Source organism: Erwinia persicina (genome assembly GCF_014838825.1).
Lineage (GTDB): Bacteria > Pseudomonadota > Gammaproteobacteria > Enterobacterales > Enterobacteriaceae > Erwinia > Erwinia persicina_A.
In genome coordinates, this window is the sequence record NZ_JACYMO010000001.1 from 980,366 (window position 1) to 1,001,336 (window position 20,971).

The 20,971-nt window shown below is 57.8% G+C and carries 17 protein-coding genes; 7 read left to right on the forward strand and 10 right to left on the reverse strand.

All coding sequences use genetic code 11. The annotated features are described in order from the left end of the window. Positions 1 to 28: 28 nt before the first annotated feature. Positions 29 to 1,534 (forward strand): hypothetical protein, encoded by a 1,506-nt coding sequence (locus tag IFU29_RS04485; RefSeq protein WP_191932832.1) that lies wholly within the window; start codon positions 29 to 31, stop codon positions 1,532 to 1,534. A gap of 120 nt (positions 1,535 to 1,654) precedes the next feature. Here IFU29_RS04485 and IFU29_RS04490 read toward each other — a convergent pair whose 3' ends face one another. The 6 genes from IFU29_RS04490 to IFU29_RS04515 are packed head-to-tail and all read right to left on the reverse strand — an operon-like array spanning position 1,655 to position 7,950. Next, positions 1,655 to 2,518, reverse strand: coding sequence for a ribokinase (locus tag IFU29_RS04490; RefSeq protein ID WP_191932833.1), 864 nt, complete (start codon positions 2,516 to 2,518; stop codon positions 1,655 to 1,657). Position 2,519: 1 nt separating this feature from the next. Continuing rightward, on the reverse strand, positions 2,520 to 3,377 hold the full coding sequence (locus IFU29_RS04495; RefSeq protein ID WP_191932834.1) for a MurR/RpiR family transcriptional regulator: 858 nt from the start codon (positions 3,375 to 3,377) through the stop codon (positions 2,520 to 2,522). Further along, the gene (locus tag IFU29_RS04500) at positions 3,377 to 4,348 is read right to left on the reverse strand and encodes an ABC transporter permease (RefSeq protein ID WP_062742766.1); all 972 of its coding nucleotides are present in this window, start codon (positions 4,346 to 4,348) and stop codon (positions 3,377 to 3,379) included. The genes IFU29_RS04495 and IFU29_RS04500 overlap by 1 nt, the downstream gene beginning before the upstream one ends. A 21-nt stretch (positions 4,349 to 4,369) precedes the next feature. Beyond that, positions 4,370 to 5,863 (reverse strand): sugar ABC transporter ATP-binding protein, encoded by a 1,494-nt coding sequence (locus IFU29_RS04505; RefSeq protein ID WP_191932835.1) that lies wholly within the window; start codon positions 5,861 to 5,863, stop codon positions 4,370 to 4,372. A 16-nt stretch (positions 5,864 to 5,879) separates the two neighbouring features. Next, entirely contained in the window at positions 5,880 to 6,920 is a 1,041-nt protein-coding gene (locus tag IFU29_RS04510; RefSeq protein ID WP_062742768.1) for a sugar ABC transporter substrate-binding protein, read from the reverse strand. Between the two features lie 49 nt (positions 6,921 to 6,969). Further along, positions 6,970 to 7,950 carry a sugar phosphate isomerase/epimerase family protein gene (locus tag IFU29_RS04515; RefSeq protein WP_191932836.1) on the reverse strand — a complete coding sequence of 327 codons (981 nt, stop codon included), beginning with the start codon at positions 7,948 to 7,950 and terminating at the stop codon, positions 6,970 to 6,972. Positions 7,951 to 8,268: 318 nt separating this feature from the next. Here IFU29_RS04515 and IFU29_RS04520 point away from each other — a divergent pair, with 318 nt between their 5' ends. The 6 genes from IFU29_RS04520 to IFU29_RS04545 all read left to right on the forward strand — a co-directional run bounded on the left by IFU29_RS04520 (position 8,269) and on the right by IFU29_RS04545 (position 15,295). Further along, positions 8,269 to 9,354, forward strand: coding sequence for an aldose 1-epimerase family protein (locus IFU29_RS04520; RefSeq protein ID WP_191932837.1), 1,086 nt, complete (start codon positions 8,269 to 8,271; stop codon positions 9,352 to 9,354). A gap of 343 nt (positions 9,355 to 9,697) precedes the next feature. Further along, positions 9,698 to 10,708, forward strand: a complete 1,011-nt coding sequence (locus IFU29_RS04525) for a substrate-binding domain-containing protein (RefSeq protein WP_062742771.1) — start codon at positions 9,698 to 9,700, stop codon at positions 10,706 to 10,708. A gap of 82 nt (positions 10,709 to 10,790) precedes the next feature. Then, positions 10,791 to 12,275: a sugar ABC transporter ATP-binding protein gene (locus IFU29_RS04530; protein WP_191932838.1), complete on the forward strand. Its 1,485-nt coding sequence runs from the start codon at positions 10,791 to 10,793 to the stop codon at positions 12,273 to 12,275. Further along, on the forward strand, positions 12,268 to 13,269 hold the full coding sequence (locus tag IFU29_RS04535) for an ABC transporter permease (RefSeq protein WP_191932839.1): 1,002 nt from the start codon (positions 12,268 to 12,270) through the stop codon (positions 13,267 to 13,269). Before IFU29_RS04530 ends, IFU29_RS04535 begins: the two co-directional genes overlap by 8 nt. Continuing rightward, on the forward strand, positions 13,266 to 14,315 hold the full coding sequence (locus tag IFU29_RS04540) for an ABC transporter permease (RefSeq protein WP_191932840.1): 1,050 nt from the start codon (positions 13,266 to 13,268) through the stop codon (positions 14,313 to 14,315). Before IFU29_RS04535 ends, IFU29_RS04540 begins: the two co-directional genes overlap by 4 nt. A 119-nt stretch (positions 14,316 to 14,434) precedes the next feature. Then, positions 14,435 to 15,295: a MurR/RpiR family transcriptional regulator gene (locus IFU29_RS04545; RefSeq protein WP_191932841.1), complete on the forward strand. Its 861-nt coding sequence runs from the start codon at positions 14,435 to 14,437 to the stop codon at positions 15,293 to 15,295. 11 nt (positions 15,296 to 15,306) lie between these two features. On the opposite strand, the gene licT is transcribed toward IFU29_RS04545, so the two are convergent. The 4 genes from licT to IFU29_RS04565 form a co-directional block, all read right to left on the reverse strand. After that, positions 15,307 to 16,164 (reverse strand): BglG family transcription antiterminator LicT, encoded by an 858-nt coding sequence (licT, locus tag IFU29_RS04550; RefSeq protein WP_191933126.1) that lies wholly within the window; start codon positions 16,162 to 16,164, stop codon positions 15,307 to 15,309. Between the two features lie 53 nt (positions 16,165 to 16,217). After that, complete coding sequence (locus tag IFU29_RS04555) at positions 16,218 to 17,630, reverse strand: glycoside hydrolase family 1 protein (protein ID WP_191932842.1); 1,413 nt, start codon at positions 17,628 to 17,630, stop codon at positions 16,218 to 16,220. Continuing rightward, positions 17,627 to 19,516, reverse strand: a complete 1,890-nt coding sequence (locus IFU29_RS04560) for a beta-glucoside-specific PTS transporter subunit IIABC (protein WP_191932843.1) — start codon at positions 19,514 to 19,516, stop codon at positions 17,627 to 17,629. Before IFU29_RS04560 ends, IFU29_RS04555 begins: the two co-directional genes overlap by 4 nt. A gap of 587 nt (positions 19,517 to 20,103) precedes the next feature. After that, positions 20,104 to 20,946 (reverse strand): ABC transporter substrate-binding protein, encoded by an 843-nt coding sequence (locus tag IFU29_RS04565; RefSeq protein WP_423244814.1) that lies wholly within the window; start codon positions 20,944 to 20,946, stop codon positions 20,104 to 20,106. Between the last annotated feature and the right edge of the window lie 25 nt (positions 20,947 to 20,971).

Below are 20,971 nucleotides of genomic sequence, written 5' to 3' on the forward strand. Positions count from 1 at the left end.
ACAACTTAAACAACTACTCAGAGCCGGTATGAAACCCACCCCAGGCGATATTTATTGTGTTTATCATCCCCTCCTTCAACAGTATGTCGCCTGTCAGATCACAGCGCTGAAGGACAAGAATATGGTCGCCGTGCTCGATCTCGACTGGTGCGGCGCGTCCCTGCCGGATGCGGCAGCGCTGGCGGCCATGCGGCCCCTGGTCTGCGATTACTATTTCTGGCGCGGTCGCTTCGATCATTCGTTCCTGCCGGCCAGCATACCGCCCCATTACACCCTGGTCGGGAATGTCCCGCCGCTGGTCCATGAAGAAGTTAACAGCTATGCAGGCGGCTGGAACGTCGGCAACAGTCTGTATAATCAGCGGCACTGGAACGCCATTGATGCGGATAAGCGCGCCCGGTTTAAAGCCGCCTCGCGCGACCGGCAGGTGACGCTGCCCGCTGGCGTACTGCCCGAGAATACGACAAAGATCACCGATACCCATCTGGCGGGCCTGACGGATTACGCGCTGCTGGACCAGCTGCCCTGCCTGACGACGGTTGAAACAGCACAGGGCAGCGAGGGGCTGGCCGCGTATCTTCGTCAGCACCCGTTTATCATGGAGCTGCACTGGGCTTCTTCAGCCGGTATGACCGCGCTGGATCTGAGCGGCAGCCCGCTGAAGCGGCTGATTATTGACCCGACGGGGCTGACCTCGCTCAGGGTAAACGACGGGCTTAACCTGCTCTCGCTGAGCGCTACACCGGCCCCCGATCTGACGATCCACAGCCGCCATCAGGGTCGGGATCTGACGCTGATGCACGGCCAGACGCTGCCCTCATTGCAGGGCCTGGACGCGCTGCGTGGACTGCATCTTACCCAGGTGGCTCAGGCCGATATCGCCGCCATTGCTGACCGCTTCCCGGCGCTGGCGCAATTAAGGCTGTGGGGTAAACCGGGTGTTCTGACCCATATGGACAGCCTGGCGCGCCTGTCTGCGCTGCAGATGTTCACCACGGTCGATCTGTTCGGCTTCGCTCCTGAGGATGTCCCGTCACCGGAGGCGTTGCCCCACATGGCGATGCTGTGGATGACCAGCCTGCCCGCCGATGTGGCGACGTCGGTGAAGAAGCGCTGGAAAAAGGTGGATGGCGTCGATCTGTCCATCACTAAACCACGCAAGCCAGAGTGGCTGGCAGAAAATCTGACCAATCCCTTTCGCGACTGGGACGGCCGCGAAAATATCAGCCCGGCCCACGCGAAAAAGGCCGCCGCGCTGTATAAGCAGGCGTGCATCTCCCTGCGTGAGATCAACGGTTCCAGCGATGCCGCGAGCGTTAACGCCACGGCGGAGACCTTAGTACGCAGCTGGGCAGAGGCCTTCAACGCGATGGATCGACGCAGCAGCAGTATTGAAACCATTGAGCGGGAAGAGATTGCCGAAGTGATTTACGGGCTGCTGTGCCAGATGGAGCAGCAGCTGGGGCAAGACGCGTCTGAACGGTTCGACAGACACGCCATGATGGATCTGTTCGATCGGTTGCGGGATTTTTAATACGCCGGGACGGATAGACGGGTTGACCGGAAAAAAGGTCGCCCCCTGCAGGTGGACATTATCCCTCATACAGCCAGAGATATCCCCCCAGGGGCTGACTTTCTGTTTCGGTCAGCCCGTTTACAGCAACGGGCGCGATACGTGTTCGGCAGCCGCCTGGTTGGCTTTATCCACCGCCACCGCCAGCGGCTCACCGTTCAGCAACGTGGTGCAGAGCATGCCCATAAAGCAGTCGCCTGCCCCGTGGGTGCTGACCAGCTGCACTTTGCGGGCAGGCAGCGACTGGCTGTCCGCACCCTGCTCGCAGAACGCCACACCGTGTTCCCCCGCCGTCACCACCACCGCCGGGAAATCACGCCCCAGGCTCTCTGCGGCCAGGCAGGCGGCGCTTAAATCGGCCACGGTAATCTGGCTGAGATCGCGGGCCTCCACCGCATTGACCACCAGCAGATCCACACCGGCCAGCATTTCCGGGGTCAGCGGGCGCGCCGGGGCAGCATTCAGACACACGCGGATGCCGCGCTTTTTCGCTTCGGCGGCGGCCTGATGGTTTACCGCCTCCGGCACCTCATTCTGCAGCAGCAGCATACTCACCTGCTGCCAGAGAGCATCATCGCTGAGGGACGTCAGGGTTATGTGATTGTTGGCATTCGACACCACCACCGCGCCATAATCGCCTTCCGCATCCTGAATGGCGACGCTCATCCCGGAGGGGAGACCCGCGCCGATCGCGACATGCGTGGTATCCACGCCGTGTTGTTGCAGCACGTCGAGTAAAAACGCCCCCTGCACATCGTCGCCTACGGCACCGGCAAAGCGCACCCGGGCACCGGCCAGCGCCGCCGACACGGCCTGATTACCGCCCTTGCCGCCAAACTTATAGGCACAGCCGCTGCCAATCACCGTTTCCCCTTTTTCCGGGCGATGGTCGGCCTGCAGCAGAATATCGTAATGAAGACTGCCGATGACTAAGATGTGGCTCATACTAGTATTCTCTGAGATCCTGGACTGCCTGTTGGGTTTTCTTCAGGTTCTTCTCCGCCGTCTTCAGATCCTTCTGCGCAATCGCCACAAACAGTGCATCCAGTATGTTCAACTGGGCAATGCGTGACGCGGCGTTTTCCCCCAACAAATGCGAGCCCTGAGAGGTTGAATTGAGCACCACATGCGCGCTGCGCGCAATGGGCGACTCGGCATAGTTCGTAATTGCAATAACTTTGGCCCCGTTACGCGCCGCCAGCTTTATCGGGTCATTTACCGCGCGCGTCGCGCCGGAATGACTGATGGCGATCACTGCATCGTCATCCGATAACACTGCCGCAGACATCAGCATAATATGCGCATCATCGTACACCGTGGTTTTAATCCCAATCTTTAACATCTTATGGGATAAATCCCGCGCGACCGTCGCGGAACCACCGACGGCATATAAATCAATGTGACGCGCTTTAAACAGAATATCCGCTGCCCGGTTAAATTCAGAGACATCAAGAATAGTCAGTGTTTCTTCTATTGCCTGGAGTGACGTCCTGAAGACTTTTGCCAGTAATTGCTCCGACGAGTCATCCGCTTCAATTTCCGCATGCATCCCGGCCACTTCAGAATAGTTATAATAAATCAGACTACTTCTGAAATCCCTGAACCCTGAAAAATTTAACTTCTTGGCAATTTTGACTACCATGGCTTCAGAAACATTATTCATCTGGGCAATTTCTTTAATTGACGTCTGCTCAGACAAATCCGTTTTCGACGTAACGGAGTCAACCACCTTTCTTTCCAGAGGGGTCAGGCTGGGTAATCGCATACGTATTTGAGCGCCTATGGCTCGCGGGTCCTGCTTCATTACTTGCCTCGTGTCGCTCTGTCAATCAACATCGCTATGATAATTATAAGGCCAGTAGCAAGCAATTGATAAAACGCCTGAATATTCAGAAGTGTCAGACCGTTACGTAACGCGCCGAGAATAACCGCGCCGATCAGCGTGCCGACAATACTGCCTTTACCGCCCATCAGCGAGGCACCGCCGATGGCTGCCGCGGCAATCGCATCCAGCTCCCAGAGGTTACCGATGGTGGGTTCTGCCGCCCCCAGGCGGGCAATCAGAATCAGTGCCGCCAGCGAGGCAAGTACGCCGGAAATGACAAACACCGTCACTTTGGTGCGCTTAACCGGGACACCTGCCACGCGCGCAGCTTCTTCATTGCCCCCGACGGCGAGAATGTATTCGCCCAGCGGAGTTTTGTTCATCACCACCCACAAGAACAGGGCAATCACCACCACCACGATAATCGGCGTCGGTATGCCAAACACCGTGCTGTTGATCAGGTTACGGAACGCCATCGGAATGCCGAAAACAGGGTTACCGTTGGTAAAAATCAGGGCCAGCGCACGGAACAGCGACAGCCCGCCCAGGGTGACGATAAAGGGTTGCAGTCCGGCATAGGCCACCAGCGTACCGCTGAACACGCCGCAAAGTGCACCAACGCCCAGCGTCGCCATCACCGCCAGCGGCACCGGCACGCCAGCCACCATCAGCGTGGCACCCAGTACGGCTGATAATGCCGCCGTTGGCCCGACAGAGAGGTCAATACCGCCGGAAATAATCACCAGCGTCATGCCCAGCGCGATAATGGCATTAATGGATGACTGCTGCAGAATATTCAGCAGGTTTGGCAGGGTCCAGAATACCGGTGACAAAAATGAAAATGTCACCACAATAATTAATAAACCAATCAGCGTTCCTGCATCGCGCAAATTAAATTTAAACAGTGCCGGGGCCGGCACTTTTGGCTGAGTTTTCTCTTGGGTCATCATGATCATTACCTTTATTCGGTCTTAAGCCAGATCGTTAATCGCGTAACGGGCGATGTTTTCTTCGGTGATAGCCTCACCGCTCAGTTCTTTGGTGATCTTCCCTTCACGCATGACCAGCACCCGATCTGAAATACGCATAATTTCCGGCATTTCAGAAGACACCACCACAATCGCTTTGCCCTGACGGGCTAATTTCTCTATCAGATTATAAATTTCTGATTTGGCACCAATATCAATTCCCCGGGTTGGCTCATCAAAAAGAAACACTTTATTATCCGCTGCCACCCAGCGGCCGATAATCACTTTCTGCTGATTACCGCCGCTTAATGTGCCAATCGGCTTTTCAATATTTAACGGACGCAGATTCAGATCGCTCATCACTTCCAGCGCCACTTTATCGAGCTGACGCTGGCGTAACAGGCCGGCTCGGGTAAATTTCATCATCGACGGCAGCGCCATATTCATTTTCACCGCACGCTGTTTGATGATGCCCTCTTTTTTGCGGTCCTCCGGCACCAGGCCAATGCCGGCTTTGATGGCGGTGCTGACGTTAAGCGTTTTCACCAACACGCCGTCCACCCGCACGCTGCCGCTGGTGCAGGGATCAATACCGGCAATCAGCTTCAGCAGTTCCGTACGCCCTGCCCCAACCAGCCCGGCAATGCCCAGCACTTCACCCGCATTAACGCTGAAGCTGGCGGACTGTACCGCTTTATCGCGCCCCAGTCCGTCAACCCGCAACACCTCTTTCCCGGTGATGTAAGACTGATGCTGCACCTTTTCAATTTTGCGTCCGACCATTTTGGTGACGATGGTTTCTTCGGTTTCATCGCCGATGTTCACAACCCCGACCTGTCGGCCATCGCGCAGAATAGTGGCGCGGTCGCAGACCTTGAAGATCTCGTTCATCTTGTGCGAGACGTAGATCAGCGCCACGTTCATCGACTTCAGATCGGAGATCAGCTCAGCCAGCCGGTCGAACTCGCGCGGCGTCAGGCTGGAGGTCGGCTCATCCATCGCAATGATTTTGGCCTCATCCAGCAGCGCACGCGCGATTTCCACTATCTGCTGCTGCGACACCTTCAGATTCTTAATCGGCTCGTCCGGGTCAATGCTCGGATCAAGACGCCGCAGGATGGCAATTGCCCGCTTACGCTGTGCCTTACGGTCAACAAAGCAGCCTTTAAAGCGCGTCAGTGGCCGGCCAAGAAACATATTTTGAGCCACGGAGAGCTCAGGAACGTGCTGCAACTCCTGATGGATCATCGCAATCCCGGCATGGCGCGCAGACAGGGGATTTTTCATCTGCACCACCACGCCGTTGACGGCGATCTCACCGGCATCGGCGGGGCGTACGCCGGAGAGAATATTCAGCAGCGTGGACTTGCCAGCGCCATTCTCACCGATTAAGGCATGAACCTCACCCGGTCTGACGGAGAAATCCACCGTCTGTAACGCTGCCGCACTGCCGTAGGATTTACTGATGCCACGCATCGTCAGACAAAACTGTTCCATACACCCTCCGCCGTGATTACTGCTGTGCTAAAAGCTGACGCAGCTTGTTATTGTCTTTGGTCGAGAAGGCATCGGCATTGTCTTTGGTGATCAACGCCTGCGGCGTGGAGACGACGCGCGACAGTTTCTGGCCAGCGACCAGGCGCAGCATCACGTCCATCGCCACTTCGCCCGTCAGCACCGGGAAGCTGTCAACGGTACCGGTCAACTCACCGCGTTTGATCGAAGCATAGGCATCGGAAATACCGTCCGTGCCGAAGACGGCGGTCTGCGCCGATTTACCTTGTGAGCGCACGGCTTCTACCACGCCCAGCGCCATGCCGTCATTGTTGGCATAGAAGCCAATCAGATCCGGGTGCTGCTGCAGAATAGTCGAGGCGGCGTTGTAGGCATTTTCGCGGCTCCAGTTGGCCGGTACGCTGGCCACCAGCGTGAACTTACCGTTTTTAGTGATGGTTTCACGGAAGCCTTTCGTCCGCTGTGCGGCGGCGTAAACGCCCGGCTGTCCTTCAATGACGGCGACCTTGCCGCCTTTCGGATAGTGCTGGATAAACCAGTTGGCCACCCGTACGCCGTTGTCTTTCTGCACGTTGCCGACGTAGTGGGCCGCATTCGGCATCACCGCATCGTTAACGTTGACCACCGGGATGTTTTTGCTTTTCGCTTCTTCATAGGCAGGTTGCAGGTTGGCATCGGTCTGCGGGGAGACCAGCAGGCCGTTAAAGCCCTGTGAGATCAGAGTTTCGGCGATCGACAGCTGGCCCAGCTGATCGTCTTCGTTAGCGGCCGCCTGATATTCGACGGTGATGCCGTATTTTGCGCCCGCGGCTTTGTATCCTTCACCCAGCGAGCGCCAGTATTCGTTGGTCAGCGTTTTTGATACGCCACCGATTTTCAGTTTTTTGTCCGGTGCCGGCAGCGGCCCGTATTTTTCAGTGAGCTGCGTCCAGTCGGTGCGGTCAGCTTCGGTATCGGACTGCAGCGGCGGCAGATCCGCTGCATAAACGGTCGAGCAGAACAGTGTCGCGGTCAGTACAGAGAGTAAGTGCTTTTTCATAATCTATCCTGTTATTTTTATAGGGTTTATAACCCGTGGGAGAGACGTGTTACGGTGCCAGCATAATGTCGTTAACAATCTGCTGAGAGGTGACGGCATCCTGGCGGCTGATGGCGTCCAGCAGGGCCGGGTTGTTATCCAGCTTGTCGCAGAGCCGCAGTAAACGGGTAACGGTGGCAATGTTGGTTTCCGCTTCACGCACCGGGTCAAGACCGCTGGCATCCGGGAAAGTGTCAAAATAGTAAGCGCCCTTATAACCGTCGCGCTTCATCTGCCAGAGGAACTCCAGCGTGGCGCGCGGGTTAACGGAAGCGGCCATCAGACCATCATCGCGTTTGCCCCAGCCGTCGTTCAGATCGAGGCCGAGCAGGCGTGAACGGCGGGCAACCATCGCGGCAGCGTAAGCCGGGATTTCATTGGCGTAGAGCACATGTGCGAAGTCGAGGGTAATCCCCAGATTCGGACAGCCAGCTTCTTCCACCGCCAGCAGGCAGGTGGTGACGTTAGGGAAGATGGCGAAAGCCCGCGGTTCGTTGGGTTTGTACTCAATACTGACGTCCATATCCCCGGCATATTCCGCCACTTCGCGCACCGCGCTGACCGCATCTTCCCAGACTTTTTTGTAGTCGACCTGGAAGCAGTAATCAAAACCGTCCTGCCCCATCCACAGCGTCATGATGCTGGCACCAAATTCGCGTCCGGCATCAATACCGCGCTTAGTCAGTTCGATCGCCTGACGACGAATTTTGGCATCCGGGTTGGTATACGCGCCGATTTTAAATTCCGGTGCATCCCAGCGCATCTGCATGCCGTTCACCGCCAGACCCACGTCTTCAATTTTCTGACGCATGGTTTTGACATCGTCGGTGATGTGCTGCGGATAGTTCAGATCCAGATGGGTCAGGCCTTTGGCCGTAGCGGCACGCTCAATCATCTGCAACACGGAAGGCTTGCATTTCAGCTCTGGCCAGTAGCGCCACGCGCCGGACGCAAAGGAGTTGAGGCGGGTAGCAAATTTCAGTTCTGACATATCGGTGTCCCTGGTTGTTGAGTTGTGAATTACTTTACAACTTTACATTTATTTGTGAACAAGTGCATTACTATCACCAACAAAAATTCCCCGCAACCACGGCCGCTGTTTTCATCAGCAATTTGGGCGCTGCCTCACGAAATCTGCGCGGCAGAAATCCGGCCACGGCAAAAATCTGCGTAACTGTGTTGCAGGTCGCATTTTGAACATCGGGGAAGGCGTGAGCGGAGCGTTGCCCGTTGTGCGCCCGGGAGGAAAGATTTACTGTTTCATTCTGAGCAGTAAATTTTAACGTATTCAAACCGCGCGGGGAAAGCGATGTCACAGACCATAATCACCCTTAAAAAGTCATTTTTCAGCAGCACACCGCGTGAGATTGTGCGGTCAGGCGACTGCCGCGCTGAAATCTACCGCACGACGTCCGGCATTGAGGCCGTCCGTCTGAGTAACCGCCGCGGGCACCTGGTGATCCTGCCCTGGTACGGTCAGATGATCTGGCAGGCGACGTTTGATGGCGTTGACCTGACCATGCAGAGCGCCTTCAAAGAGCCACGGCCCGCAGCGGACATTGTCGGCACCTACGGCTGCTTTATGTACCACTCCGGCCTGCTGCGCAACGGCAATCCCGGCCCGCAGGATAGCCACGCGCTGCACGGTGAGATGCCGCTGGCGGCCATGGATAGCGCCAGCATTGAAACCGGAGAGGATGAGCACGGGCCGTGGATGGCGCTGGCCGGTGAACGGGAATACCTGATGGGCTTTGGCGATCACTACATGGCCCGCCCGCGCGTAGTGCTGCGCCCGGCGGCGGCCACCTTTGAGCTGCGCATGGCGGTGGAAAACCTCTCGGCGGATGACATGGACCTGATGTACATGTGCCACGCGAACTTTGCGTTTGTTGAAGGGGGGGAAATCCTGCAGCCCACCGGCTTCAGCAGCGCCGATATGGTGGTCCGCACTTCGGTTCCCGCCCTCGTCAGGGCCAGCGACAGCTACCTGGCCCACCTGCAAACGCTGCAGGAAGATCCCTCTGTCACCCGCACCATCAGCGCCCGCCTCGGCGTGGATCCCGAGCTGGTTTTCTATCTGAAAAACCTGAAGACCGCGCCGGACGGCCGGGTGCATGTGATGCTGCGCCGGCCAGAAGGTGACGCCTTTTCAATGTGTTACCACCCGGAGGAATTTTCCCATCTGGTGCGCTGGATCCTCGCCAACAACCGGCAGAAAGTGTGCGCTTTTGCCATGCCCGCCACCTGTGGAGTGGAAGGCTACCAGGCTGAAAAACAGCGCGGCAACGTCCGCACGCTCAGGGGCGGAGAGTCGGCCAGCTTCACCCTGACCCTCGGCTATCTCAACGCGCAGGAGGCCGTGCAGGAAGCAGCAATGGTGCAGGCGTCGCGTTAGCGCGCTTTTATCACTCAGGGAAATCCGAGTTGTGAGCTGAATCAAATAAGGACACTTTGGTTACGCAATAAAATTTACTTTGAAAGTTTTTTTAGTAAAGTCAATTTTGCCAGCGGGACATTTAATGCGGTTTGTTCCAGGCACTGAGAGAAGACGAGACAGTTTTCCAGGGGTGCTGAAGACGGGACTTCCTCTTCTTACCTTCTCCCTTTTTTACCGTTTAGCCACGTTCACTGTCCCGACGCAACCCGGGGCGACAGGCCAGCCTGTCACCCTGCTCCTCTGCGGCGTATTGCCAGAGAACGATGCGCGAAGATAACTATGATAATGAAGAGGTATCACCATGAATCGCCGCATTTTTGTTAAAGCAATGAGTTTATCCGTGCTTATCTCGATGAGCGCCGGTCTCGGCTGGTCAACTATCGCCGCTGCCGCGGAAACCAAAACCATGGTCACCGTGGTGAAAGCCGTCGGCGTGCCGTGGTTTAACATCCTCAATCAGGGGCTGGAGGAAGGCGGTAAACAGTTTAACCTGAAAACCTCTATGGTCGGGCCAACCCGCGCCGACCCCGCGCAGCAGGTTAAGCTGATTGAAGATTTGATTGCCAAGAAAGTGGACGTAATTGGCCTGGTGCCGCTGGACACCAAAGTTACGGCGCAGGTGGTGAAACGTGCGCGTGACGCCGGGATTATGGTGATCACCCAGGAAGGTCCCAATCAACCGGGCAAAACCTGGGACGTCGAGCTGATGAGCGCGCAGGCCTACGGTGAAGCGCAGATGAAGGCGCTGGCCCGTGAGATGGGTGAAAAGGGTGACTACGTGATACTGGTCGGCACGCTGACCACCACCGGACACAATCAGTGGGCGGATGCGGCGATTGCCTATCAGAAAGCACACTACCCTGACATGCGACTGGCGGCCGACCGCTTCCCCGGTGCGGACTTTATTGATGAATCCGAGCGCGTCACCCAGGATATCCTGAAAGCCTATCCGAAAGTGACCGGCATCATGTCGATGGGATCTAACGGGCCTATCGGCGCGGGTAACGTGCTGAAAAAACGCCATCTGGAGAAAAAGATTGCGCTGGTCGGCACCACCATCCCCTCACAGGCCCGGGCTTACATTATGTCTGGCGTGATCCGTGAAGGCTTCCTGTGGAACCCGAAAGAAGCCGGTCTGGCCATGACCTCCGTTGCCCGTCTGGCACTGGATAACGCCAAATTTGAAAACGGTATGACCATCCCAGGCCTGGGGAAAGCGACCGTGGACAGCGAGAATAACGTGGTCATGGTCGATCGTATCCTGACCATCAACAAATCTAACATCGCCGGGCTCATCAAACTGGGCCTCTGAACCACTCCATTTGCCTGATACCGTCCCGGCGACCCGCCGGGACGGCCTCCCTGTACCCTCACTTATTGCAAGGGGCCGCGTGATGTCCGTTTTCTTACAGCTAAATGGAATTTCGAAAATATTTGGTGGCGTCCATGCGCTGTCTGACGTGGAGCTCCAGCTCAGAACCGGCGAGGTTCACTGCCTGTGCGGCCAGAACGGCTGCGGTAAATCCACGCTGATCAAAATCATGTCCGGCGTTCACCAGCCTGAACCTGGTGGCAAAATTACTATCGCCGGGGAGCCGATCGCCCATCTGACGCCGGTCGAAAGCACCCGCCTCGGCGTGCAGGTGATTTATCAGGATCTGTCGCTGTTTCCCAATCTGACCGTGGCGGAAAATATTGCCATCGGCCTGCACGTGGGCGGGCTGCGCCAGGTGAACTGGAAAAAAGTACATCAGCTGGCCAGCGATGCCATGCAGCGCATCGGCGTATCGCTGCCGCTGAACGATAAGGTGGCGGATATCTCGATCGCCCAGCGTCAGCTGGTCGCGATCTGCCGTGCCATGGCCGCCGACGCGCGCCTGGTGATCATGGATGAACCGACCTCCTCCCTGACCCGCTATGAGGTGGACGCGCTGCTGAAACTGACCCTGCAGCTGAAGGCCAGCGGGATCACCATTGTTTTTGTCAGCCATCGTCTGGATGAGGTGCTGGAAATTGCTGACCGGGTCACCGTAATGCGTGACGGAAAGATGCTAGGCACCTACGACGCCCGCGACATGTCGGACCGCAAGCTGGCGACCCTGATGACCGGCAAAGAGTTCAGCTATCAGTGCGCGGCCAAAGAGCGCCCTGAAACGGCAACGGTGCTGGAGGTGCGCGGGCTGTCGCGCTCTGGCGAATATCAGGACATTCACTTCGATGTGCGGCGTGGGGAGATCTTAGGCCTGACCGGGCTGCTCGGGTCAGGACGCACGGAGCTGGCGCTGTCGCTGTTTGGCCTCACCCGCCCTGAACAGGGCGAGATTGTGCTGAACGGCGAGGTCACCCGACTGCGGTCAAACCGCGATGCCATCCGGCGCGGGGTGGCCTATTTATCCGAAGACCGCCTGGCGCTGGGTCTGGTGCTGGAACAGTCGATCAGCGCCAATATCACCCTGTCCGTGATGGAGCAACTGGTCGGTAAAGGCGGCCTGATCCGCGATGACTGGTATGAGAGCACCGTGCGTCACGGCATCGAGTCGCTGACCATTAAGGCCGGTAACCCCGACAATAAGGTGAAAACGCTGTCCGGGGGAAACCAGCAGCGCGTGGTGCTGGCCAAATGGCTGGCCACCAATCCCTGCCTGCTGATCCTCGACAGTCCGACCGTGGGGGTCGACATTCATGCCAAAGACGGCATTTACGCCATCATCAGGAGCCTGGCCGCCAGCGGTATGGCCATCATCATGATCTCCGACGAAATTCCGGAAATTTACTACCACAGTGACCGCGTGCTGGTCATGCGTGCCGGTCGCTTAAACGGCGAATACATACCAGGGCGCTGCTCTGAAGACGAGCTGAAGGAGGCGGTCAATGCGTGATTTTTTCCAGCGTTTTATCCCGACGCATGAGTGCCGGCTGCTGATTGTCATCACCCTGATGGTACTGTTGCTGGCTTTCTCTACGCCGGAGTTTGCCTCTCTGCAAAACCTGGTGGATGTGCTGGGTGCCACGGCCTTTACCGGTATTCTCGCCGCCGGTCTGCTGGTGGTGATCATCACCGGCGGCATCGATCTCTCCTTTGCCGCCGTGGCCTCGATTACTCAGTTTGTTGCACTGACGGTAGCTAACCACTTCGGCATCGGCTGGGTCGGGGTGTTTGCTATTGCGGTCGGCCTCGGCGTGGTGCTGGGTTTCATTAACGGCCTGCTGGTGAACTCACTGAGAACCTCGGCGCTGATTATCACCATTGCTACGCTGAACGTCTTCTTTGGCATTCTGCTCACGGTGACCGGCGGCGCGGATATCTTCGCCCTGCCGGACTGGTTTACCGCCGGGTTTGAATTTGTCTTCTATACCGACGCCGGGGGCATCCCCTATACCATTAACTTCCAGATTATGGCGCTGTTCCTGGTGTTTCTGCTGACCTGGCTGCTGCTTAACCGCAGCAATGTCGGCCGCCAGATTTACGCCATGGGTGGCAACCCCGATGCCGCCCAGCGCGTGGGTTTCAACGTCTATCGCCTGAATATGCTGGTATACGGCTACATGGGTGCGCTGGCCGGGATTGCTTCGCTGGTGCAGGCGCAGCTGGTGCAGTCGGTCTCCCCCACGGCCCTGGTCGGGCGCGAGCTGGACGTGGTGGCGGCGGTGGTGATCGGCGGAGCCAGCCTGACCGGCGGTTCCGGCACCGTGCTCGGCACCGTGCTCGGCCTGGCGCTCATCGCCATCTTACAGAACGGGCTGATCCTGCTCGGGGTCTCGTCGTACTGGTCTCTGTTCAGCACCGGGCTGGTGATTATTGCCGCCATGATCATGATGGCCAGAGAAACACGTCAACGTCATAAGCAGGCTGAAGCAGGAGTGGTGCCATGAAGCATAACGTTAACAGTCTCTCCGACCGTATCCAGCGGCGCGTCGGTACCACCAATGCGCGGCTGCTGGTGATGCTGGCGCTGATGATCACCGGCCTCGGTCTGCTGGAAGGCAGCAAACTGTTTGGTGTTGCCGGACTGCAGTCGATGGGTTTTCAGCTGCCTGAACTGGGTTTCCTTGCGCTGGCAATGATGATCCCGATGCTGTCCGGCGGCATCGATCTGTCAATTATCGCCACCGCAAACCTGTGTGCCCTGACCGTGGCCTGGACACTGACGGCGCTGATGCCGCTGATGCCGGACAGCCACGGCGTCAGCTGGGGAATGTTGCAGGTGGGTGCGCTGGTGGCCGGTCTGCTGGTGGCCGCGCTGGTCGGCCTGCTTAACGGCGTGCTGGTGGCTTATCTGCGGGTACCGCCGATGCTGGCGACGCTCGGCACCATGACTGCCGCCAAAGGCCTGGCCATTGGCTTCAGCCACGGTAACGTGATCTCCGGTTTCCCGGCACCCATCGTGTTTATCGGCAACGGAACGCTGCTCGGTATCCCGGTGGCGCTGATCATCTTTGCGGCGGTGGTGTTCCCCCTGAGCGTTTTTGTCAACAAAACGCCGCTGGGCAGCGCCATCGCCATGATCGGCTCGAACGAGCGCGCGGCAGAATACTCCGGCGTGAACACGCGCCGCAGCCTGGTGTGGGTCTACCTGATTTCGGCCCTGCTGGCCGGGGTAGCAGGGATTATCATGATGGCCCGCTTCGACTCGGCCAATGCCGCCTACGGAGAGAGCTATCTGCTGGTCGCTATCCTTGCCGCCGTGCTCGGCGGGGTCGATCCGCTGGGCGGGTTTGGCCGGGTGAGCGGCGTGATCCTGTCGCTGCTGATCCTGCAGCTGATGTCCACGGCCTCGATACTGCTCGACCTCAGCCAGTTTATCACCCTGGCACTGTGGGGGGCGATCCTGCTGCTGGCCTCGGGCGGACTGGTGCTGAGGGAGTGGATGTCAGAGCGGTCAAAAGCGAAGACCGCCACCCGAACCCGGACGGTCTGACGCGCTGATTTTTCCCGCACGGGCCGCCACGGAACCGTGCGGGAAATCAATAGCCCCTCCCGGTATGGCATGATATCTTTATGAATTAACAACCACTTAGTCAGGGAATAAGCTATCTCATGGTCAATACTGCCGATGATACAAGTTCGATTGGCCCCCGGTTACGGATGATGGTATCGGTGCTGACCCCCCTGGAGACCCGGCTGGTTAACGCGGTACTGGCGAACGACTTCGACGAACGCGTGGCCCTGAAAGACGTGGCCGCCCGGTGTGAGATGTCGGAAGCGATGGTGGTCAAGACGGCGAAAAAGCTGGGCTTTAGCGGCTTTCGCGAGCTGCGCAGCAAAGCGGCGGAATATAACCGGCTGCCCATCAATGAGATGCATCAGGAACTGTCGCCGACCGACACGGCGGCCGAAATTGTCACCAAAGTCTTCCGTACCTCCGCTCAGGCGCTGGAGGAGACGCTGGCGATCCTCGATATGAAGGCGTTTGAACGCGCCGCAGAGCTGCTGGGTAAAGCGCAGCAGCGGGATTTTTACGGCTTCGGCGGGTCAGCGCAGATTGCCCGTGATGCGGTACATAAGTTTCTGCGCATTGGCGCGCGCGCCACCGCCTGGGACGATCCCCATATGATGCTGATGTCGGCCTCACTGCTGGGAAAAAATGATGTGGTGCTGGCGATCTCGCACTCGGGTCAAACCAAAGATATCCTTGAGGCGGTCAGGGCGGCCCAGGCGAACCACGTGCCGGTGATTGCCATCACTAACTACTCCGGCTCTCCCCTCGCCAATCTGGCCGATACCGTGCTCTGCTCCACCGCGCAGGGATCGCCCCTCACCGGTGAGAATGCCGCCGCACGCGTGGCGCAGCTTAACATTCTGGATGCCCTGTTCGTTGTCGTCGCCCAGAGCGACTACGCCCACGCCGAGCAACAGCTCAACCGCACCATGATGGCCGTCGCCCATAAAAGAAAATAGGCTATCCGGCCTTATCCGGCGTCTGACTCATCGTCATCCGGCCCGACAATCCGCACCAGATGGATCATCAGATAGAGCAGTTCATCATGGGTCAGCGTCACCTGCAGCTGGTTATGGACGTACTCACCAATCAGCTGACTGGCGCGAAAGTGGTCGGGGTACTGACTTTTGACCTGGGTAAAAATAAAGTCGTCTGTGGCGACCATTTGCCGCCCCTCCATCAACCGCTGAATAAAAAACTGCAGGTGGGTGACAAAACGCTGATAATTCAGTGAGTCCTGATTAATTTCCGTACGAAAGTGATACTTTATCAGGGTAAAAATATCCTTCAGCATCTTCACCGACTGCAGCGTGGTTTCCATGTTTTGCACATCGGTCTGTCCGTTAACCAGGTGAAAGGCGATATTACCGGCTTCTTCTTCCGGCAGCACGATCTCCAGCTGCCGGTTAATCTCCTGCACCGCCGCCTGCGCCACCGCGAATTCACGCGGGTAGAAGCGCTTTACCTCGAAAAGCAGCCGGTTCTGGATGGCTATTCCTCTGGCAAAACGTTCGATAGCAAAGCTGATGTGATCCACCAGCGTAAAAAACAGCTGCTCACTCAGCGTGGCGTTCAGCGCCACGCTGGCGCGGTCAATCAGGTTCTGCACCAGCGGCAACAGCGATTCCGGGGCGTTTTCTATCACCCGCAGATAATCGCGGCGGGTCTGGCTACCCTGCACCACGAAGATTTTTTCAATCTGCGCTGCGTCCAGCGTATCCCCCACCTTGCTGTTAAAGCCGATGCCCTTGCCCATGACAATCACTTCGCCATGCTGCGCGCTGCGGGATAACACCAGGCTGTTGTTAAGCACCTTTTCTACGGTCATTTTGTTCATCGTACTGCCACCCGGCCCCTGTGCGGCTTGCTGTGTGCCCGTGCTTAACGGACCGCACCATTGCTGGCGATCACCCGCTGATACCAGCTGAAACTGGCCTTGCGGATGCGCCGTAATGCTTTCAGATCCTGCTCGTCACGATCGACATAAATAAACCCGTAACGTTTGCCATACCCCTGATGGGTACTGACCACGTCAATGGCAGACCACGGGCAGTAACCCATCAGCGACACGCCATCGTCTATTGCCAGCTGCATCTGCTCAATATGCCGACGCAGGAAATCAATGCGGTAATCATCGGCAATGATATCGCCCTCCTCCAGCACATCCGGCGCGCCCATGCCGTTTTCTGTGATCAGAATCGGCAAATGATAGCGCTCCCAGGTTTTTCGCAGCGTCAGGCGCAGCCCCACCGGGTCAACAACCCAGCCATAAGGCGTTTTCTCCACCCACGGATTATCGGCTGCGCGATAGACACCGGGCTCACCGAGCATGATTTGCTGGTCACCCGCCCGGGCGCTGACGTCCGATGCATCGCCCCGGCTGGCGGCAATGGTCGCCGTGGAGTAGTAATTGATCGCCAGAAAATCCGGTTTCCCGGCCAGCAGGATCTCGGCATCGCCTGCGGCCATCTGTGGCGCGATGCCGCGATCCTGCAGATAACGCCAGGCCAGCGAGTTATAGCGCCCGTGTGCCGCCACATCCAGAAAGCTCCAGCAGCGCAGGGTTTCCCAGTTGTGAGCAGCAATCGCATCCTCAGGGCGGCAGGTTGCCTGATACATGGAGGTGGTATTGATAGCCGGACCAATTTTGCTGCCGGGCAGCATCTGATGGCACAGCGCCATCACCCGTGCCTGAGCCAGCATCATATGATGGTTCTGCTGCCACAGCGAGGCCGCTGAGGGCAGCTCGCCCCCCGGCGGCAGACCGATAGCGCCAGGATGCAGGATCATCGTGTTCTGTTCGTTGATGGTCAGCCAGTGTCTGACCTTACCTCCAAAGTGGGTGAACAGCGTGCGCGCATAGGCCACAAAGGCGTCGATGGTCGCGCGATCTTCCCAGCCGCCCTGCTGCTCCAGGCACCAGGGCAGGTCAAAGTGATAGAGGGTTGCTACCGGCTCAATACCGTGGCGGTTCAGCTCATCAATCAGACGATCGTAGAAGGCCAGACCGGCGGGATTGACCTCGCCGACGCCGTCGGGGAGGATCCGCGTCCAGGCAATAGAGAAACGGTAGGCTTTCAGGCCCAGTTCCGCAAACAGCTGCACGTCTTCCAGGCAGCGATGATAATGATCGCTGGCGACGGTAAAGTCGGCCGTTTCCTGCGGGTGCTGACACATATCGATGATCGACGGGCTTTTACCGTCCTCATTCCACGCGCCCTCGACCTGATATGCAGAGGTCGATGCCCCCCATAAAAATCCGTCCGGGAAAGGCGCTGACTGTTGATAAATCATAAGGTATCCCCCTGTTTTGTTGTGGTCAGGGCTAATAAAGGTGTCCCCATCGCTGCCGTCTCTCCGGCCAGCACCTGCACGGACGAGTAGTCATCGCTGTTGACGATCAACACCGGAGTGATCAGCGCATATCCGGCCGCGATCAGCGCCGCAGTGTCAAAGGTGACCAGTACCTCACCGGTGTGTACCCGATCGCCCACCTGCAGTGAAGAGGTGAAATGGGTGCCATTGAGGTTAACGGTGTCGATGCCGATATGGATCAGCACTTCTGCACCGCTGTCTGACAGGATCCCGACGGCATGTTTCGACGGCAGGAAGGTGACCACCACGCCGTTAACCGGGGAGCGCAGCTCACCGTGATCCGGAACGATGGCGATGCCCTGCCCCAGCAGACCTTTGGAAAAGACGTCATCCGGCACTGCCGACAGCGGCAGCACGGGCCCGCTCAACGGACTGAGCAACGTTTCGCTCACCTGAGCCCCGCCCCCGGGGGCTGCAGGCGTTGCTGCCGCATCCGGGTGTATCGCTTCATCAGGGTTAACCGGATCGTCAAAACCCAGCACCCAGGTCAGGGCAAAGGTGACCACAATTGCAATCAGGCAGGTCACCAGCGCATGGACGATATTCATCGGGTTTTCGCCAATAAATGCCGGCAGCGCAGCCAGTCCCGGCGAGACAAAGGCATAGCGCACCACGCCACTCAGTCCCGCATAGATCCCGGCGCAGCCGCCGCCAATCATCGCGGCAATCAGCGGACGCTTAAGCTTCAGCGTCACGCCGTACAGGGAGGGCTCAGTAATGCCCAGCAGCGCGGTAAAACCGGCGGACGAGGCCAGCTGCTTCAGATCTTTATTTTTGGTTTTCAGTGCAACGCAGAGGGTGGCAGCGCCCTGAGCGATATTGGACGCCAGCATGCCCGGGCCGTTAATGGTTTCAAATCCCTGACGGGTTAACTGCATGGTGGCAATCGGGGTCATCGCCCAGGCCGTGCCGGTGATCACCAGGAAGGGTTGCAGGCCGCCCATCAGCATGGGGATCAGCCAGCTGGCCTTGACGTTGATCGCCGCTGCGCCGCTGGCGACGAGATCATTAAGAAGAATACCGAAAGGCCCGATCGCCACCAGCGCCAGCGGTGCCGTGACCAGCAGCACAATCATCGGCTTGGTAAAGAAGGTGATCATCGAGGGGGATACGCGCTCTGCGAAGCGCTCCACCCACGACATGATCCACACGGTAAAGATGATTGGCAGCACGGAACCGGCATAATCGGCCAGACGAACGTCGATCCCGATAAAGGTGATCTCCCCGCCTTTCGCCAGCATTTGCGCCAGGTTGGGATGCAACAGCGCCCCGGCAATCGTCATGGCGAGAATGGGGTTACAGGCGAACTTGATCGCCGCCCCGTAGGCCAGCAGCACCGGCAGGAAGAAAAAGGCCGCATCGGCAATGGTGTCCAGCAGCTGATAGGTGGTGCTGCTGGCTTCGATCGCACCGCTGAGTTTGAGAATAGCCAGCAGCGCCTTAATCATCCCGGCCCCGGTGATGGCCGGAATAACGGGCGTGAAGGTGGTGGATATCACGCTGATGATCTGGCTAAAAATACCGCCCTTTGCCGCTGCCGGTTTACCCGCAGGGGCTGCCGTGCCGAGGGCATCCAGCAGCGTACGATAGGTTTGCTGCACCTGGTTACCGACGACAATCTGGAACTGACCGCCACTCTCCACCACACCGATCACGCCCGGGAGTTTTTCGATCTTCTCCTTCTGTACGAGACGGGGGTCACTGAACTCCAGGCGCAGGCGTGTGGCGCAGTGCGTCAGCCTGCTGATATTATTTTTACCGTCGGTGAGCGCCAGGATCTCATGGCCGAGTTGTTTGTAATCCACGGTATTCCCTCAAAAAAAACCAAAAAAAAAGACCAAAATAAAAATGCGCCTCATCAAAGAGGACGTGCATTTTCATTTTGGTCTTGCCTGCTTTACCAGTGACATGCCGCAATAAAAAAGGGCGCAACCTGTCAAACCGTTGCGCCGCGATTATCATCATTTCCGGCGTTAACTGGCAATGACTCCCATAACAGATTGGGATCTGGCTCTCATCTTTATGCGGATAAATCCGGTCGCTACTGAATATACGTCGTCGCGGGCAGTCTGGCTTCAGGTCTGAGGCCAGTTTGAGCACGCCGGATCGGCAAAATCCGCCTCCCTGCGGGCCTCGGCACGCGGCGTCCCTGCCGCGTGACGTCCGGCTTACCTCAAACTGGCCCCATCCCCGCAGAACCGTTGCTCGCGGTGGGTTTTAAAACCGCAACAACATGGCGCTCTCTGTGCATTGGTTGGGATGTTGACCTGGGTTTTGACGTTGAGGCGGCAATTAAGCAGCGCTGAGGAAGCGATGTGAACCAGGACGAACCGCCCTTAACGTTGACCGTCATGCAGACCATCACCCCGGGTCAGGGGAAGTCCCTCCCGTGCTACTCCAGCGGCACGAATTTCAGCTTACTCAGCGGCTGCACTTTCTCTTCACGCACCATTTTGTATTCGGTGTCCGGCCCCAGCCAGCGGTTCCAGATGCGGTCAATTTCACCCCCCTGCTCCATCGCCATCAAGCCGGCATTCACTTTGGTCAGCAGCGCCTCATCGCCTTTTTTCATCCCAACGGCGACCGGTTCCAGCGCCATCGGCTCTTTGATCATCGCCAGCTTGATATTGTCAGCCGCAGCGCGGTTCACCAGCTGGGTGGCGGTCATACCGTTGGTGACAAAACCCACGGATTTATTCTGTTGCAGTGCTAAGTAGGCCGATGCGGTATCCTGGAACGTCACCGGCTTTGCCTGCGCCATGCGAATGGATTGTTCTGAGGTGGAACCTTTCGTTGAACTCAGACGCTTGCCTTTGAAGTCTGCCGGGGTTTTATCAGCATTGGGGCTTTTCACCACCAGCACCTCTTTCGCAATGTAGTACGGATCGCTGAACTGGATCTGCGCAGCACGGCTTTTGGTGTATGCGAGGTTGGCGATCAGCACATCCACGCGCCCGGTCGTCAGCACCGCGATACGGGCTTCAACGGAAACCGGCATCAGGTTCACCTTGACTCCCAGCTGACCCGCCAGCGCCTGGCACAGGTCAACATCCATCCCCACCAGCTGACGGGTTTTCGGATCCGGTGAGGAGAACGGCGGGACATCAGCGTAAACGCCACAGTTAAGCTGACCACGGCTGGCAATATCAGACAGCGTATCAGCCTGCGCAGACAGGGTGGCACTCAGCAGTAAGGGCAGGCAGATCGCCCACGACAGCGGAAGTTTCTTATTCATCATCGACAGACTCCGTTATTGTGCA